The following is a 16,714-nucleotide window of genomic DNA, read 5'->3' on the forward strand; positions in this document are numbered from 1 at the left end:
ATGACCGCTTACTTTATCCAAGCTTTTATCTATCTATCAGCTGCCGTTATTGCCGTTCCTCTCGCTAAACGATTAGGTTTAGGCTCGGTATTAGGCTACCTCATCGCAGGTGTTGTCATAGGCCCTATTGCCGGTCTTGTAGGCAGTGAAACCAACACCTTGCAACACTTTGCAGAGTTTGGCGTGGTGATGATGCTTTTCCTCGTGGGTCTTGAACTTGAGCCACGAATGTTATGGGATATGCGCCATAAACTAATGGGGCTAGGTGGACTCCAAGTCGCTCTATCAACATTTGTGGTGATGGGAATTGCGCTTACATTTGGTTTGACTTGGACCGTAGCACTTACCGTGGGGATGATATTTTCATTATCATCCACCGCTATCGTTCTGCAGACCTTTAACGAAAAGAACCTAACTAAAACTGAAGGTGGGAAAAACGCATTTTCGGTACTGCTATTTCAAGATATCGCCGTTATTCCTATGTTGGCATTTATTCCATTACTTGCATTACCAGAGCTGATCGAGAAGGCGCAATCTGCCGCAGCATCGGCTGCAGAGCACCATGAAGAGATGTCTTTAGTTGCTGGACTTCCTGGCTGGGCTTACGGCATTGTGGTGCTGCTGGCCATTGCTTCTGTTGTTGTAGGCGGAAACTATCTTAGCCGACCTCTATTTCGCTATGTTGCCAGCTCAAATTTACGCGAGATTTTTACCGCTACCGCGCTAATGTTAGTCATAGGAATTGCCGCGCTAATGAGTCTAGTGGGGCTGTCGCCCGCTTTAGGCACTTTCTTAGCTGGTGTAGTGCTGGCTAACAGTGAGTTTAGGCATGAACTTGAATCGGTCATTGAACCCTTTAAAGGGCTATTATTGGGGCTATTTTTTATTACTGTAGGTGCGGGAATTGATTTTACCGTGCTCGCCAGCAATATCGGACCGGTAATGGCGATAACATTAGCAGTGATGTTAATTAAGGCGCTCGTATTACTCGTACTGGCGATGATTTTCAAAATCAAGAATAGCGACCGTTGGCTGTTTGCTTTGAGCCTTGCACAAGCCGGCGAATTTGGTTTTGTACTATTGAGCTACACCGTGCAAAACCACGTCATTCCAGTTGATTTGGCACAAATGTTATCGCTTGTCGTTGCGATATCCATGTTCCTCACTCCCGGGCTCTTCATTTTCTATGACAAAGTGATCTTGCCGCGCTATGAGCAGTCAGAAAACACCCGCGACCCTGATACTATCGACGAGAAGGGCACCGTTATCATCGCAGGCGTTGGTCGCTTCGGCCAGGTCGTCAATCGTCTGCTTGTGACCAATGGGTTTAAAACCGTGGTACTCGACCATGAAGCCCAGCAAGTTGAAAATCTCAGAAAAATTAAAACTAAAAGTTACTATGGCGATGCAACACAGCCGGATTTGTTACACACTGCAGGGATTGCTGAAGCCAAAATGCTAGTCATTGCTATCGATAACCCAGATAGAGCTGTTGAGCTAACGGAATATATCAAGCATACCTACCCTAATGTCATCGTGCTTGCCCGAGCTTTTGATAGGAGCAATTTATATCGCCTACGCAAAGCGGGGGCTGACTTTATGGTCAGTGAGACCTTTCATTCGGCATTGCAACTAGGTAAACATGCGTTAACCAAACTAGGGGTACACCCCTTTAAAGCGGAGCAACAACGAGCTATCTTTTTTGAAACTGAAATGACCCATAAAGATACTCTCTACGAATCTTGGAAGATGTTCGCAGAAGATGATAAACACTTGGTGCATTACCGCGATATGTTTATTCAGTTGGAAGAAACACTCAGCGCAGCAATGAAAGATGAGCGTTATCGTAGTTTTTCAAAAATGGAGCGTGGCTGGACACCACCGCCAAAAGATAACCATACGGTGTTCTCTAAATCTGAGTCTGATGAAGTCGAAACCTAATACCAGTTGTATTAAAATTTTGACCATTCAGCGGCAATTCAAAACGCTGTAGGCAAGTAGTGGGGTTTGAGCTAATAGTTATTATCGGCTCAGGCATCCTGCTTCGCTCTCGATAATTGCTCCTGCATTATTCTACCTTCGACCATCCTTGGTCTCGTACCTCCTAAATCTGACCGCCAAGGAGGGCCGGAATGTCTTATTTTGTATGGAACAAAATAGACCATTTAGTCGTATATCCAAATCCCATAGCGAAGCATATAATACCAATCAGTATAAGTAGTTGATCTACTCAGAGTGTTTTTGGCGAACTAATTCAAGGCAGGCTAATCCAAAGTGAGTAATGACACAATGGTTATTCCCTTATGAGTTTATTCAACGCAGAAGTAGGAAGCCAAAAACACTCCTTACAGGCGAGTTTTAGCGGCTTTGATGCTGTGTTAATGAACTTGAATGTAGAATAACTATGTACTTCACTCACTGCAAACCACATGGATGTGGTGAATGTCATTAATGCAGGAGCATTTAATGACCTTACCTCAAAGTCGCTAAACTCTCGCTGAGCGATCAAATCTTTATACTGATTGGTATAACGTTTTGCCAATTTTTTTCACCTAAGTCGCACTTCGTGAGCCCCTCAGTCTTTCCACTTCTGTTTTGCATTGGCTTAAAAGGGAATAACCATTTCTTTACCAATGCGCTTTTAATTGAGAAGACTGAGGGGTCTGAACTGCTCAAATACTTAACGCAATTGGTATAACCATTAATTTACCAATGTGCTTTGTATTGAAAGGACTGAGGGGTTCTGAGCTGGCCAAATACTTAATGCAATTGGTATAAGCATAAAAAAGCCCCGGGCTAACTCATTAGCGCGGGGCGATCTTATTAAAACGCCTCTATTAGCTTAAGTTCATCTCTTGAACTTTTTCATGGGCAATTTCTGGAGTAGTAACCACTGGCTTTGAATGAAGATCAGCCTTTAGTTGGCCTTTACGATGCTTTAGTGCCGCATCGAGTTTTTTAGCTGCGCTGGTTATCGCTGGGTACATAACTGGATCTGTACCTGACGATGAAATTCGACTTCCCTCATAATTGGTTCTAATTTCAACCTGGAATTCGCCATGCTCTTTAGCAATGATAATATCAAGTGCGATCAGGGTTGGAAAATGACTCTCTATCTTCGAAAACTTCTCTTGGACATGCTGCTTAACAACATCAGTTACATCAACGTGGTGACCAGAAAGATTTATTTTCATAGGTTTTCCTTTTTACAATGACTTCTTCTAATACATTTGGGGTTAGCGCGCTAAATTACAAGCTTTATTAATAAAAATTTACGCAAATTATTGCTCAAAAATTGTCACTAATCGCTGCAGCCCAGAGCCTATCAGTAAAGTCAAAAAAATAATATTTTCAGTTTTTAATAAATTTGTCATTTTACTATGGTTAAAACATATGCGAATTGGACAATTACTGACTAACGAGAAATAAACCATACACTCTTAATCAAAATTGCCTCCTACTAATTTAGACAAAAAAACCAGCTTTAGCTGGGTTTTTATCACGCTTTTGACAAATAAATTTAAAATAAATGAGTGCTTTTTTTCACATCAAACACTTAGCGCTAATTTACCTTACTGACACTAAATATTGGAGCCTTTGGATCGGGTCCTGTTACGGTAAATTTATAAGTCCCAGCATCGGTAATATTCAGATGCATATTAGCGCCTTTTGAGGCTAAAACTTGTCCGATATTAAGCGATACATTCTCCTGCTCAGCCGCCGCTCCTAAATCAACCGTAGACCAATCGCCGGTGGCAATCTTAAATTCATTATCACCTACCTCTAGCGCGATATCGACAGTATAGGTAGACATGCCTTGATAGCTAAAGGCATCGACCTCACCCCAGCCATTCATGCCACCACGAATGTAAACTGTATGACCAGCAAACATCTCAGCTTTATACACCGTAAGGGTGATCTCGTCTCTATTTGATGCATCAAATATAAACGCATAGGTCGTCGCTTCCACAGCTTCAAAGGTCATGTTGGCGCCGCTAACAGCCAGCAACTCTGCTACCTCAATGGAAACTGCTGCGTCTGATTCTCCAGAACCATAGTCCACTGTAGACCAATCATCTGATGCCACCTTAAACTCATGGTTACCTGCTGCTAATGAAATATCAGCGCGATAAACACCTGCGCCCATGTAGGTTAACGTATCGTCTGTGCCCCAACCATTCATGGCACCGCGAACAAACACTTCTGTACCAACAAAAGGCTCTTCATTGTAGACCTTAAGGATAGGTGCCTCTTTATCAGCTGCATTAAACGAGAACACATAAGTTGCATCGGTAGCTGCGGTAAAATGCAGGTTTGCACCAGAGCGAGTTAATGGCTCATCAACCCCCTCTTCAACTTGCGCCTCTTCAGCAGATAACCCACCAAAATCTACGCTGCTCCAATCAGCCGAAGCAACTTTAAACTCATAATCGCCAGCCGCTAAAGTAATCGCGATGCGGTACTCACCATCGCCAATGTAGGTTAACTTGTCCGATTCGCTCCAATCGTTCATGCCACCACGCACAAAGACTTCAGTGCTGCCAAAAGGCACCACATCTGGTGCGCCAACGGTTGCATTGGCTGCTAAACCAAAACCTTGAGCATCGCCCTGAGCTTTAACAAAAACGGCACTGGTATAAGCTGGTACAGTAAAGCTACCTTCCCCCTCTCCAGCGCTAAAACTAGCCCCAGTTACAGTAGAATCAACCGACGACATTAAAGTTGGGTGGAGCTCAAACCCAGTTGCTGTAGGTATAGTGTGGCTGACCTCATTGGCACTAGCATTCACCATCACGACCAACGCATCGATAGCAGGGTCTATATCAACTAAGTCAGCGCCATCATCAATACTCATCACAATCACACCTTGAGTTTGACGCTTACCGACGTTATGGAAACCGACACGCTCTATGATCTCTGCTTCAGTTGTCAGTCTAAATAACGGGCTCTGACTACGAATATTTAGGAACTCGTTAAAGACATTAGAAGCCATCTCAATTTCAGACATTGAAGCAGCTGCATTAGGATTGGCCGAGATCCCAGCAATCTCCTGCCACTTAGCTTCATTATCCTGTTTTCGAGGTAAACCAACGTTCCAGTTATGGCTATTTTTAGTGAAATCAACCCAGTTAAACCAGTCTCCTGAGTCATAACTATTTCTGTCCATTGATTTCGATCTTAGTAGGTCTCCACCCATTTGTAAGAATGGGATCCCTTGACTGAGTAACGGCAATGTCGCGGCGATATTCTGCACCCGCACACGCTCATCTAATGTCATTCCAATTGGATTTTTATATTGCAGGTTATCCCACAGAGTTTCGTTATCATGTTTAGAGACATAATTAATACTGTCAGCAGGATCTAAAGTGTAAGCCGTTGGTTGGTTATTCCAGCTAAAGCTACTGCCTTTTGCCGAATTGCCATTAAAATCTTTAAGGATGTAGTTTTTAAGATTACCGGCCATCGATAGACGTAAGGTATCTTGGTCACGCAGCGCGTCATCCGATGCTTCGAGTTTAAACAGGTTACCGCCGCGAACACTCTCACGAATGCGGTCATTAAAGGTGCCCACTTCACTGCCCGCCATATTGGCCTGTGTGGCTTGCTCAAATAATCGATTATCGGCGACTTCGCCAAAGTTCCAGCCTTCGCCATAGAAGTAATTATCAGCATCAACCGCTTGTACAGCAGTGCGAGCATGGAGAATGCTCTGCTTAGGCATGTGCCCCATCACGTCAAATCTAAAGCTGTCAAAGCCGTACTCTTTAGCTAAAATCACCATAGAGTCACTGACAAATTTATCCATCATACGGTGTTCGGTCGCGGTATTTTCACAACAAGTTGAACGCTCAATAACACCCGACTCTTCGTTATAACGGTGGTAATAACCTGGTACGAGTTTGTCGAGCACTGAGTTGTCCCAAAGTCCCGATGAGCTGGTATGGTTATAAACCACATCAAGCACCACCCTTAACCCCATATCATGCAGAGCTTTGTTCATCGCTCTGAGCTCTAGTACTCGCGCAGTGCCCTCACTTGAACTGGCATAACTGCCTTCTGGCGCGATAAAGTGATGTGGATCGTAACCCCAATTAAAACCATCTAGGCCGCGCATGGCTTCTACAATCGCCTGTGCATCAGCTGAGCCTGGTAGGCTGTCAGCTAATACTGTCTCAATGGTTGCGGCTTTATTTTGAGTGCTACAGGCATCTGCTGCATTATCAATTTTGTCACACAACATCCCCAAGGTATCAGTTAACTCTATACGCTCTGCACTGTCTTCGTTAATACTAGCGATATCAGTTACAGGTAGCATGTGGAAGTGGGTTAAACCATTCGCCACCAGCTTTTTAAGATGTTCAACAGGCGCTGTACCCTCTTCAGTAAAAGCTAAATACTTACCGCGGTTCGCTTTAGAGGTACTTTCATCACGAATACTAAAATCGCGTACATGGCCTTCATAGATCACCGCATCTTCAGGGTTATTAATAGTGGCTACGCTATGGTCGTCCCAACCTTCAGGCTTTAAATCATCATCGCTTAGATTAACAAATTGGCTGTAACGCCCATTGGTTGACACATTAAGCGAGTATGGGTCGGTTGCTTCAACGGTCTCTAACTGTTTAGTTAAAGGGTGGTAAACCGTCACTTCAAAGCGATAAAACAGCCTATCTAGGCTCATATCGCCTTTGAATGACCAAATCCCAGTCATCGTATCAAAGCTCATCTCTTCGCTACGATTTAAGCTCTTATCAGCGTTGTAGATATTAAGTTTTAGCGCTTGAGCCGTTGGCGCCCACACAGAAGCGGTTACGCTACCATCACTATAATCTAGCCCAAGTTTAGCTTCATCGGCATCGCTTTCTCCTACCGTGTAAAGTGCATCTAGCACCTTAGCAGCCTGCACAAAGGTCGCAGCCACTGGCACGTCATCGCCGTTATGGGCAGCGACAACCAATTGTGCTTTGACAATCGCTTTAGCTTCATCAGCGGTTAGATTGGTGCTGTAAGCTTTCCAGTCAGCCATATGCGGGATCAGTGCTTTCTGCGCATCGCTAAGTTCAACAGCGGTTAAGGCAACAGTTTCACTATTGAGGATCCGGTCGGGTTCCGCTTCAACGCTAATATCTGCATTCAGAGAGTAATGCAGCTTAAAGTTACTGATATCGGCATCATCTTGATTCCAAATGAGTGTGTCAGCATCAAGCCAGTGTGCACTCATGCCTGTTATCGATAACGGCTGCACGCCTAAGCTTAATATCGGATATTCAAAAACCGACGGTTCGCCGTGCAGGGTAAAGTTCATTCGCACAAATGTTTCATCATCTTGCATCAACGGCATACTTAAATCGCCATCACCAAGCGCCTTGCCCGAACCTTCTGTGCCAATGTGAATAATGAAATTACCGCAATCGCTATAACCCTCTTTCAAGTTCACTATCCAGTAAGCACCGTAGTTAGGATCGATACCATCAAACTGATGACCATTAGCCCAATCGGAGCTATCGAACGGTGCTGCATAGGCATCACACGTATCATTGTTCCAAGTGTGCAACCGGTAACCATCATAAGTTGGGTCACTTGGGCTGTTGTCAGCGTCTTGCACATTGTTGTAATACACCACGGCTTGATTGGCGGCAGGGGTGAATACAGGCGCGGGTAAAGTTGGATCAGCGCCAACAATGCACTGCTCATTGTTTTCATCAGGAACCGTTGGAGCTGGGCAACTAATGGGTTCAGGCGCGACACAACTGGTACCAGCGGTGTCGGGTACCATAGGTACATTACAAGTAAGCAACACGCTACCTGGTTCTGACGAATCTCCGCCACAACCCGCTAAACTCAACGCACTGATAGTCAGCGCTAAAAGAGATATATTATTAGAGATCCTCGACATGAGTGATTTCTCCTAAATTATTTAATCGTTGATTTAAGCAAGCCGCGTCTTTTTATTTCTGATTGATGCAACGACTTGCCTGGATTGAATTTTTTACAAATGTCACTACAGCGTGAAGGTCATCCCCAGATAAAACTCCCGGCCAAAGTACTGTAATGTGCCGGTTTGGCTTTCATTGCCAAAGTAACTTTTGGTGGGTTCGTCGGTGAGGTTATTCACTTGAAATAGCACGCCTATTGCGTCATTGACTTGATATGAGGCTTGGTAATCAACCACGGTTTCTGCGGCGAAATTGACGACCTGATTGTTAATTGCAACTTGTTCAGAAACGAACTCATCTCGATAGCGCGCACTCACACGGGTTTCAAAGCCTTCATAGGAGTAGAACAGCGTTGCACTGGCTACATTGTTTGATAAGCCCGGCAGCGATTGCGTTTGCTCATCGCCGCCAAGCGTTGTGGTCGTTTCAACTTCACTTTCAGTGTAGGAGTAGCTTAAGTTCAACCCAAGACCATTGAGGCCATCAGGTAACGCAGTAAAGACTTGGGTATATGCCAGCTCAAGACCACGTATATAACCGCCTTTATTGTTGTTTACCGCTGTGGTGTAAATGCCATTTGTGGTTTCAATCTGCTCACCACTAACCGGATCTTCAATGCTATCAGGCACGTTAAAACCGTTACCGGCAAAGTCAAAATTGTCGATGGCTAACTTTTCAATGAATGAGTCGATATCTTTATAGAACAATGCTGCGACAATCGCGCCATCTGGTAGGTAATACTCATAAGAGATATCATACTGATCGGCATAGAACGGCTTGAGAAATGGATTGTTTTCACTCGAACCATTGATCACACCATCATCGCTCACATTAGCACTAGCATCACCCGCTAGGCGGTTGATTGGTGGACGAGACATTACTTTCGCTGCAGCGAAACGGATTTGAGAGTCATCCGTCACCTTAAAATTAAGGTTCAGTGATGGCAGGTAATCAGTGTATTCAATGCCTTTAATGGTCGGCGCATAGTAGTTGTTAACAATACCAACACCGTCAACAATATATTGAGCACCTAAGCTAGGGTCGCCTTTCACGTTCTCTAGTAGGGTCGCTGACTGGTCTGTGTCAACACGACGCAAGCCTAAGTTACCGGTAATAGGTAGATCGCCAAGCTCCATGTCAAAATTAACCATTACATAAGCAGCTAAGATTTTTTCGTACACTTCGCCACTTTGCAATACCGACCATGAGTAGTTGCTGGTATAGCCTTTAGCATCATCAACCCCATCGGCATTGCCCCAAGTTTGCACCGGTTGTGGCGTACCATCTGGGAACCAAGCAGCAAGCGCCTTATCTAGGTCAATCGCTAAATACGACGGGAAGTAGTTAAAGTCTCCCTCCCAGTCGACCACTGTGGTCATGTCATCAGTTAACCGTAATGGCGGCTCAGTTGCTGAAAACGCGCCATCATTACCGTATTCAAACACAGAACGATCGTTGGAGTAGGTTCTGTCTGAGTAGCGAGCGCCAAACTCAATTGAAGCAATGTAGTCGTTATCTAACTCATATTTAAAATCTAATCGATAGGCTTTAACTTCATCCTCATTTACAAAAGGATAAATACCGTATTTGCTGACCATCACCTTATCAATATCGGAAAAAGCTTCAGCCTGATTAAAGCCAACGTTAGGCAGATCTAAACCGTTTAACTGGTAATTAATCGCTACATTTTCATCGAAAATTGGCGTGCCTAATGTTGCATCTTCTGCGACATTAGCCCACAACAAACCATTTCTAAAATCACTTTTTGCCGCAGAGTAAGACACATCGGCGGAAACACTCAAACTGTCGGTAGCCTGCCAGGTTCCGTTAATGCCAAAGCTGTCAACTTCATCATAATCTTGGTTATCATCGTTGACGATTTCAACGCGAGTATAGCTTTGTGACGTGCGGTTAAAATTACCACCGATGACTGCATTACCATCCAGCACTGGATTAGCAACCGCTGCGTTCGGCCCCCCCAATTTGACTCGGTAACCTCGAGCAAATGCTTCGCTATCAAAACGTGACACAAAGGCGTCAGCTTTCAGGGTAAACGTATCGTTAGGCGCCCACTCTATTGCGCCCATATAGCCATTTCGGGTCTCAACACCGCCTAAATGCTGCACTTCAAAGCCTTCACTTATGTACTCTTTAGCGGAATCAGTGCCTTCAGGGCCATTGCTATCATCAGCAAGTCCATCAACATCCTTAAGATCGTTATAAGCCAAACCTATAAATTGTGTTGCTACACTTGGCTGCTCTAAGCGGGCATAACCCAATGCGACACCTAAGGTGTCGTCAAAATACTTGCCTTGATAAGAAAAACTCAGGCGGTGACCATAGTCCTCAGCGCCATAAACCTCGCTGGCGCGATCGTTGTACATGCCGCGCACGTTAGCAACAAAGCTGTGCTGCTTATCAATAGCCAATGGGCTAGCGGTGGCAAGCTCGACGGTACCTGCAACGCCGCCTTCAATTAACGAAGCTTTAGGTGATTTGTAAACGGCTGCTGATGTAATGAGCTCTGAAGGGTATTGGTCAAACTCAATGCTGCGACTGCCACTGGTTGAGACCTGCTCACGGCCATTTAGTGTTGAAAATACAAACCCGCCCGACATACCACGAATATTAATTTCTGCAGCTTGTCCGCCAGTACGTACCGCTGATATACCGGGTAGACGCGTCAAGGCATCCGCCATAGAAACATCAGGGAGCGAGCCTAAATCATCACTACTTAACTGCTCAGATACCGTATCGCCATAACGCTTTTGGTTAAGTGAGTCGATAAGACTGCGGCTATACCCCGTCACCTCAATGCGTTCAATTTCTGGCTCATCCGCATCATTTTTATTTTCAGCTGCAGGTTTGCTGACTTCTGCAGCCACAACCGTATCGCTGGTTTTGTTATCTTCTGCTGCTTGTAGAGGCTGAACAAAAAAAGCGCCTCCCAACCCTGCAGCAGCTAGCGCTAATGTTAGAACACTGGGTTTAAAGTGTGACATTGGTTTTCCCCTTCGCCTTGCGACTTTTTTAGTGACCCAATGTCTACATATACGACTCAGACTAAGCTGACATTAGGCTTATTTTTAACAGCCATACTAGCCAAGGTTGAATTTTAACCACAACACGCTGCATACGTATTCATAACATTTAGATAACAACAAGCAAAAAGCAAAACAACTTAAGTCTTTGAATAAATGAAATTAAACGTTCAACCAGCCCAAGTGTCTTCATGCACAAATTTTGGTGAGAAGCCATTTTTTGCGACATACATCGCAGGATTCAAACATTTACACGCAAACGCGAATAAAAACAGTTCTCAATAACATTTAATGATGTAAAATGTTGCTCCAATTTATACATTTAGACGCACAAAATTTACGTCTAATATACGGATGCATTCACTTTGTTCTCACTAAACTCTAATGTTAAGCCTTTGATTGACTCTCAAGCGTTTAATATTGTTTCTCGATTACTTGCCGCTATATTTGCCGGTTATCTAGTGGCCGCGACAGGGTCGGGTCTGCTAGCCATTGTGATTCCTCTTGCCCCCGCTCAAAGCACCTTGACTGCAATGATGCTGTCATTTTCAATTTATGCCACAGCCATTATCTGGGTGTTCAGCGTAAGGAATCATTTTGTTGCTTGGCGAGATCTGCTCAGTTTGAGCAGTATTTTTTATCTGTTGATTAGGTTGATAAACTAACCATGAAAGAGAACTTTTTTCGCAGCATGACTTGGCTGCACACTTGGGTTGGTTTACTTGTCTGTTGGGTATTGCTATTGATTTTCTTTGCCGGAACATTGAGCTACTATCGGCACGATATTAGTCTTTGGACTAAACCTGAACTGCATAAAAATGTTATCCAAAGTTATGATGCGAGCCTCATCGAGCCTGAATTAGACAAGGCTCAGCAATACCTATCTCAACATGCAGAGGGCGCTCGAGATTGGCGTATTAGTTTTCCTACAGACCGCAAACCCTATCTAAGCTATAGCTGGCAAACGCAGCCGGAAGCGGGTCAACGACGTGGTCAATTTATTGAGCATGTCGTGCAAAAGGATCAAGAGCAACTTATCACCGATGTTCGCCAAACCAAGGGCGGTAATTTTTTCTATCGATTGCATTTTGACCTGCACTATATGCCAGCCAAAATTGCTCGCTGGATTGTCGGTTTCTGTACCATGTTTATGTTGATTGCTTTAATCAGCGGTATTGTGATTCACAAGCGCATTTTTAAAGATTTCTTTAGCTTTAGACGCAACAAAGGCAGTCGCTCGTGGCTTGATGCTCACAATGTAAGCTCAGTGCTTGCTCTACCCTACCATTTGATGATCACCTATACGGGTCTAGTGACCTTAATGGTGATGTATATGCCTTGGGCAGTAATCACAGCATACGATGGCGACTCACAAGCCTTTCGTAAAGAGTTAAGACCAAGTCGAGTACAGGTTAAACCAATTGGCGAAACAGCAGACATGGTGCAACTAACCTCTTTACTGCCTCAGCTCCAGGGAATTCTCGGAAACTTGCCCATTAGGCAGGTAGTCATTAACAACCCTGGAGACCGAAACAGCAGAGTTAATGTTTACAAAGATACCGGCGAAACCGTGACTGACAGAAGAACCGCCATTGTGTTTGATGCTGTAGATGGCAAATTGCTCAACAGCGGCGTAGAGCCTGATTCTGGTGCGCAAAACACCCACGACACCTTAATCGCCCTGCACACCGGTCGTTTTTCGGGTCCAGCTTTACGGTTACTTTTCTTTATCTCAGGGATCATGGGCTGCGCCATGATTGCCACCGGCACACTGCTGTGGGCTAATAAAATTCGCCAAAAGCAACAAAAACAGTTAAAGCAAGGCAATAAAGCCACATTTGGGCTGCGGTTAGTTGAAGGGTTAAACCTCACCTTTATCGCCGGTTTACCACTGGCGGCGAGTGCGTTTTTCTATGCTAATCGATTACTCCCCCTTGATATGGTTAATCGCGCCCAATGGGAAGCCAATAGCTTTTTCTTGGTGCTGGCGATTCTTGGTGTTATCGCTTGCTTCAAGCGTACGTTGTCAGTTTGGCGCGTAGTATTAGCGCTATCGGGGCTGAGCTTAATCGCCATTCCGCTGCTCAATGCCTTAACCTCAGATAGCAATCTGCTCACTAATATGAGCCAAGGACAATGGTCACTAGCAGGATTTGACATCATCTGCAGCATAATCGGATTAAGCCTATTGTATGCTCGTAGCAAGCTTTCTCAACGCCACAAGCAGCCTGCAATACGACAGCATGATGCTTCAAGAGCAGATCTACCTCTAGGCAGAACTGCAATGAATAAAGAGGCATAACGGCTATGGTGAGCTTATTAGGATTCAGTTACATCGCATTTGGTCTATTGGCGCTGGCAATGTTCTCTCATCATAGAGAAGTCTTAGGCTACGCCCCGAGTGAAAAGCGCTGTAGAGTGTTATCAACTGCGGGTTGGTTTGGACTAGCGTTAACCTACTGGGGCTGCACGTTGCTGCAAGGTTTTGCCTACGGCAGCATCATCTATTTTGGCCTATTAGCCGTTGCGGGATTGCTGGTGGTGATAACTTTAAGCTACCGGGCTAAATTTATGCCGTATGCTATGGGATTAAGTGCAATAGTCAGTTCGATACTGCTTTTAATTCCCCCATCACAATAAGCTGCCACGGTCCTTAAAGTTGACACTATAGGTCTAGGATTATTCTGACATGCCCAGCAAGTATTCTCGCTGGGCATACTTGTTAACAAGGGACTATACCCACCACCTGCATCTGTCTTATGCCTCCCTCTCAGACACCTTAGCTTTAAGCGGTAAACACTGAGGGTTGTCGTTCTTTCGAGCTTAGTTTTTGTTCGATTACTTACCGTAAGCAATAGTTATTTTAGTACAAGGCTTGAGCGATGCTGCTTAGCTGGATAAGCGAAAAGTTCGTAACGCATGCTAGTCATTAAAGAATAAAAGCATTGAAACGAATCCGAAGGATCGCGCTTCTTGGCTAAAACAACCGTGAAAGATCAACAGCCCCTAAACTGAGCTCACAAAAATCTAGTAAAAATACCTGTTCGCCATTGATTCAGTTCACATTCAGTTTCAATCACTTAAAATACTGACTAATAAATTATTTTTAGATGACTGAGGTTATATGCAAGTATCACAGCCCCTTACCCAAACTGTTACTCAGTCTTCGGCTCAAAACCCTGAAAAAAGTGCGCAACAAAACGCTCTGCCAAGCTCTAGTCACTCCCTCTCCCAAGCCGCGCAGCCGGATACAGTCACCCTTTCAGCCAATGCTATGACTTTGGCCGCAAAAGACAGTTCAGCAGCAACAGTCACCTCAACCAATGAAGCAGAAATTTTACCTGTAGAGCCCAAGTTGCCTAATGAAGGCGAGAAGGTAGAGGATTATGTTGACTACAAAAAAGCTAAGGCACAGTACCAGCTTTATGCCGATATCGCTGTCGTAGGCACTGGAAACAGTAGCCTAACGCCAGTATCAGCTTATTACTTATCTAATAATGATGATGCTCGAGAAGCTGTAGTTAACAACAAAGCACATCAACAACAGCAAGCGGTCATGCAAACCTACGTTGAAACAACTCAAACTATCAATGTCTATAGCTAAGCATATCTCCCCTATCAATAAAGAAAGCCGCTATTGCGGCTTTTTTATCCCAATACAATCCAATTAGAAATTAATTTCTTCGTTACTCGGTCTGTTGAGATCTGACGCGAACAGCTTAATGGATGATGCTGATTTACCCAGCCTTAATCACATCCATGTCATACCATGGTGTTGGGTTGATCGGGCATCTAAAACGAACGCCTTCTGCTGTCACTTCAACAATATCGCTTCGAAGTGTTTTACCAGGTTCAATTGGAAACATATCTAACGCTTCATGAGTGGTAAAGTTTTGCAGCTGGAAACCAACTAACTTGCCAGCTTTATTAGTAATAATGAACTGGTACTTACCTGGTTTTAATGACGCTAGTGTATCTTTGGCGCTGAAATAGCCACCGTGTTGCTCTAAGTAAATTTCTACCACACCGTCGGCATTTTGAGTAGGGATTGCTGCTGACGCTGCAAAGCTAAACATCAGTGCTGTCATTAGCATTATTTGAGTGATGAACTTTTTCATTTTCTATTCCTTAATGATGTGTTTGAACTAACAACACCAGAATAGCGAGCTAGAGAAAAAGAGAGTATGCCTGAGGGTCTGCGCTTTATGCCTGATCGTCTAATCTTATTAAATAAGCCGTCTTAATACGTACTTTTTAGAATTTAACTTATAACAGAAAATGGTTATCAATGACTGATATCAACAGTTTACTTGCAGGTTTCCACCTTAACGCGACGATTTTTCACCGCTCCTTACTTTGCAATACTTGGAGTACTGATACCTCCGGCAGTGGACTGGCAAGCTTCCACTTAGTTAGTCAAGGTCAAGCGTATCTATATTGTGATGATATTAAAGCCCTAGAATTAACCGCTGGTGACTTAGTGGTTTTCCCCCATGATGCGCCCCACATAATCAGCAGCAGTGATGATGCAAAAACAGCTGCTAGCATCGATAGCTTTATCGCCTACCCAATGGCTCTCGAGTCAGCTAATCAAACAGGTTTGATATGCGGTTACTTTGATTTTAGCGAAGACAAAAGCCACCCGCTTATTTGTCAGTTGCCAACATGTATGGTGATCCATAAACATCAGCAGCAAGGCGCACTTGCTGGCATAGTCCAAAGCCTTATTGAAGAAGCAAAGCTGGGAATACTGGCCAACGAGGTGATTTTATCGCGGTTAAGTGAAGTCTTTTTCTTAAATCTAATAAGAAAACTATCCTTAGATGAGCAGACCAGTATTGGTCTATTCAAAGCGTTACAAGATCCAAAAATGAATAAGGTACTGCATGCAATCAATACCGACTTAGCTCACTCTTGGACCGTAAATACGATGGCCGAAATAGGAGGTTATTCGCGGGCAAGCTTTGCGAGTTATTTTAAATCCTACCTTGAAATGACCCCGCTTGAGTATCTGACTCGTCTACGTTTATCGCAAGCACAAAAACAGCTACGCGCAGGCGACAGTGTTTATAAAACAGCGCTCGATGTTGGTTATCAAACTGATGTCTCTTTTGCGAAAGCCTTTAAACGCTACTTTGGTTATGGGCCTGGCAGCAGTCGCAAAAACAATACAATAGCTTAGCGCTATTAATTACATTCAGCTTAGCCGTCGTTAAGTTGACCCACGATAAACAAGAGGTTACTTTCACTCTTTTGGCAGCGAGTAAACAACATGAGTTTTAATATAGATATTAGCTGGATAGCACCTGCAACACCGGCTACAGAGCCCGCTGATTTTTGTCGCGATCACAGTATTGTTTATGGCAGCGGCCAACAAGTTAACGCGTCATCAGCGCCAGAATATAGCGGAAACAGTGCCTTTGTTAATCCAGAAGAGAGCTTATTAGCTGCGTTATCATCCTGCCATATGTTAACATTTTTAACCATCGCTCACCTGAAACGCCTGGCCGTTGTCAGCTATCATGACCATGCAGAAGCTGAGCTTGGTAAAAATGAGCAAGGTAAGCTGTTCGTCAATAGAATCACTTTAAAGCCGCAAATCATCTTTGCCGAAGATGTTGACGTGAGTGAAGATGTGATCGCTAAAATTCATGAAAAATCTCACGCAAACTGCTTTATTGCCAATAGCCTTAATCCAGATACCGTTGTTGAGATCCTGACTAAATAGCTAAGTGA

The 16,714-nt window shown here is 44.2% G+C and carries 11 protein-coding genes; 7 read left to right on the plus strand and 4 right to left on the minus strand.

Going from position 1 to position 16,714, the window contains the following annotated elements:
- Positions 1–1,941, plus strand: a complete 1,941-nt coding sequence (locus tag L2730_RS06185; protein WP_248973789.1) for a monovalent cation:proton antiporter-2 (CPA2) family protein — start codon at positions 1–3, stop codon at positions 1,939–1,941.
- A gap of 896 nt (positions 1,942–2,837) precedes the next feature.
- Here L2730_RS06185 and hpf read toward each other — a convergent pair.
- The 3 genes from hpf to L2730_RS06200 form a co-directional block, all read right to left on the minus strand.
- Complete coding sequence (gene hpf / locus L2730_RS06190; RefSeq protein WP_248973790.1) at positions 2,838–3,194, minus strand: ribosome hibernation-promoting factor, HPF/YfiA family; 357 nt, start codon at positions 3,192–3,194, stop codon at positions 2,838–2,840.
- 368 nt (positions 3,195–3,562) lie between these two features.
- Entirely contained in the window at positions 3,563–7,897 is a 4,335-nt protein-coding gene (locus L2730_RS06195) for an alpha-1,6-glucosidase domain-containing protein (RefSeq protein WP_248973791.1), read from the minus strand.
- Between the two features lie 105 nt (positions 7,898–8,002).
- Positions 8,003–10,939 (minus strand): TonB-dependent receptor, encoded by a 2,937-nt coding sequence (locus L2730_RS06200; RefSeq protein WP_248973792.1) that lies wholly within the window; start codon positions 10,937–10,939, stop codon positions 8,003–8,005.
- Positions 10,940–11,343: 404 nt separating this feature from the next.
- On the opposite strand from L2730_RS06200, the gene L2730_RS06205 reads away from it, so the two are divergent.
- The 4 genes from L2730_RS06205 to L2730_RS06220 all read left to right on the plus strand — a co-directional run bounded on the left by L2730_RS06205 (position 11,344) and on the right by L2730_RS06220 (position 14,582).
- Positions 11,344–11,643: a hypothetical protein gene (locus L2730_RS06205; protein WP_248973793.1), complete on the plus strand. Its 300-nt coding sequence runs from the start codon at positions 11,344–11,346 to the stop codon at positions 11,641–11,643.
- 2 nt (positions 11,644–11,645) lie between these two features.
- Complete coding sequence (locus L2730_RS06210) at positions 11,646–13,280, plus strand: PepSY-associated TM helix domain-containing protein (RefSeq protein WP_248973794.1); 1,635 nt, start codon at positions 11,646–11,648, stop codon at positions 13,278–13,280.
- A gap of 5 nt (positions 13,281–13,285) precedes the next feature.
- On the plus strand, positions 13,286–13,618 hold the full coding sequence (locus tag L2730_RS06215) for a DUF3325 domain-containing protein (RefSeq protein ID WP_248973795.1): 333 nt from the start codon (positions 13,286–13,288) through the stop codon (positions 13,616–13,618).
- A gap of 484 nt (positions 13,619–14,102) precedes the next feature.
- Positions 14,103–14,582, plus strand: a complete 480-nt coding sequence (locus tag L2730_RS06220; protein WP_248973796.1) for a hypothetical protein — start codon at positions 14,103–14,105, stop codon at positions 14,580–14,582.
- Positions 14,583–14,715: 133 nt separating this feature from the next.
- On the opposite strand, the gene L2730_RS06225 is transcribed toward L2730_RS06220, so the two are convergent.
- Entirely contained in the window at positions 14,716–15,096 is a 381-nt protein-coding gene (locus L2730_RS06225; protein WP_248973797.1) for a hypothetical protein, read from the minus strand.
- 170 nt (positions 15,097–15,266) lie between these two features.
- Between L2730_RS06225 and L2730_RS06230 the strand changes: the two genes are divergently transcribed.
- Positions 15,267–16,160, plus strand: coding sequence for an AraC family transcriptional regulator (locus tag L2730_RS06230; RefSeq protein WP_248973798.1), 894 nt, complete (start codon positions 15,267–15,269; stop codon positions 16,158–16,160).
- Between the two features lie 90 nt (positions 16,161–16,250).
- Complete coding sequence (locus tag L2730_RS06235; RefSeq protein ID WP_248973799.1) at positions 16,251–16,706, plus strand: OsmC family protein; 456 nt, start codon at positions 16,251–16,253, stop codon at positions 16,704–16,706.
- Positions 16,707–16,714: the final 8 nt, after the last annotated feature.

It is taken from the genome of Shewanella kaireitica, from assembly GCF_023284045.1.
In the GTDB taxonomy this organism is placed as follows: domain Bacteria; phylum Pseudomonadota; class Gammaproteobacteria; order Enterobacterales; family Shewanellaceae; genus Shewanella; species Shewanella kaireitica.

Coding starts and splice junctions, on each gene's coding strand:
- L2730_RS06185 (WP_248973789.1), top strand. CDS start 1: ATGACCGCTTACTTTATCCAAGCTTTTATCTATCTATCAGCTGCCGTT.
- hpf (WP_248973790.1), bottom strand. CDS start 3,194: ATGAAAATAAATCTTTCTGGTCACCACGTTGATGTAACTGATGTTGTT.
- L2730_RS06195 (WP_248973791.1), bottom strand. CDS start 7,897: ATGTCGAGGATCTCTAATAATATATCTCTTTTAGCGCTGACTATCAGT.
- L2730_RS06200 (WP_248973792.1), bottom strand. CDS start 10,939: ATGTCACACTTTAAACCCAGTGTTCTAACATTAGCGCTAGCTGCTGCA.
- L2730_RS06210 (WP_248973794.1), top strand. CDS start 11,646: ATGAAAGAGAACTTTTTTCGCAGCATGACTTGGCTGCACACTTGGGTT.
- L2730_RS06215 (WP_248973795.1), top strand. CDS start 13,286: ATGGTGAGCTTATTAGGATTCAGTTACATCGCATTTGGTCTATTGGCG.
- L2730_RS06220 (WP_248973796.1), top strand. CDS start 14,103: ATGCAAGTATCACAGCCCCTTACCCAAACTGTTACTCAGTCTTCGGCT.
- L2730_RS06225 (WP_248973797.1), bottom strand. CDS start 15,096: ATGAAAAAGTTCATCACTCAAATAATGCTAATGACAGCACTGATGTTT.
- L2730_RS06230 (WP_248973798.1), top strand. CDS start 15,267: ATGACTGATATCAACAGTTTACTTGCAGGTTTCCACCTTAACGCGACG.
- L2730_RS06235 (WP_248973799.1), top strand. CDS start 16,251: ATGAGTTTTAATATAGATATTAGCTGGATAGCACCTGCAACACCGGCT.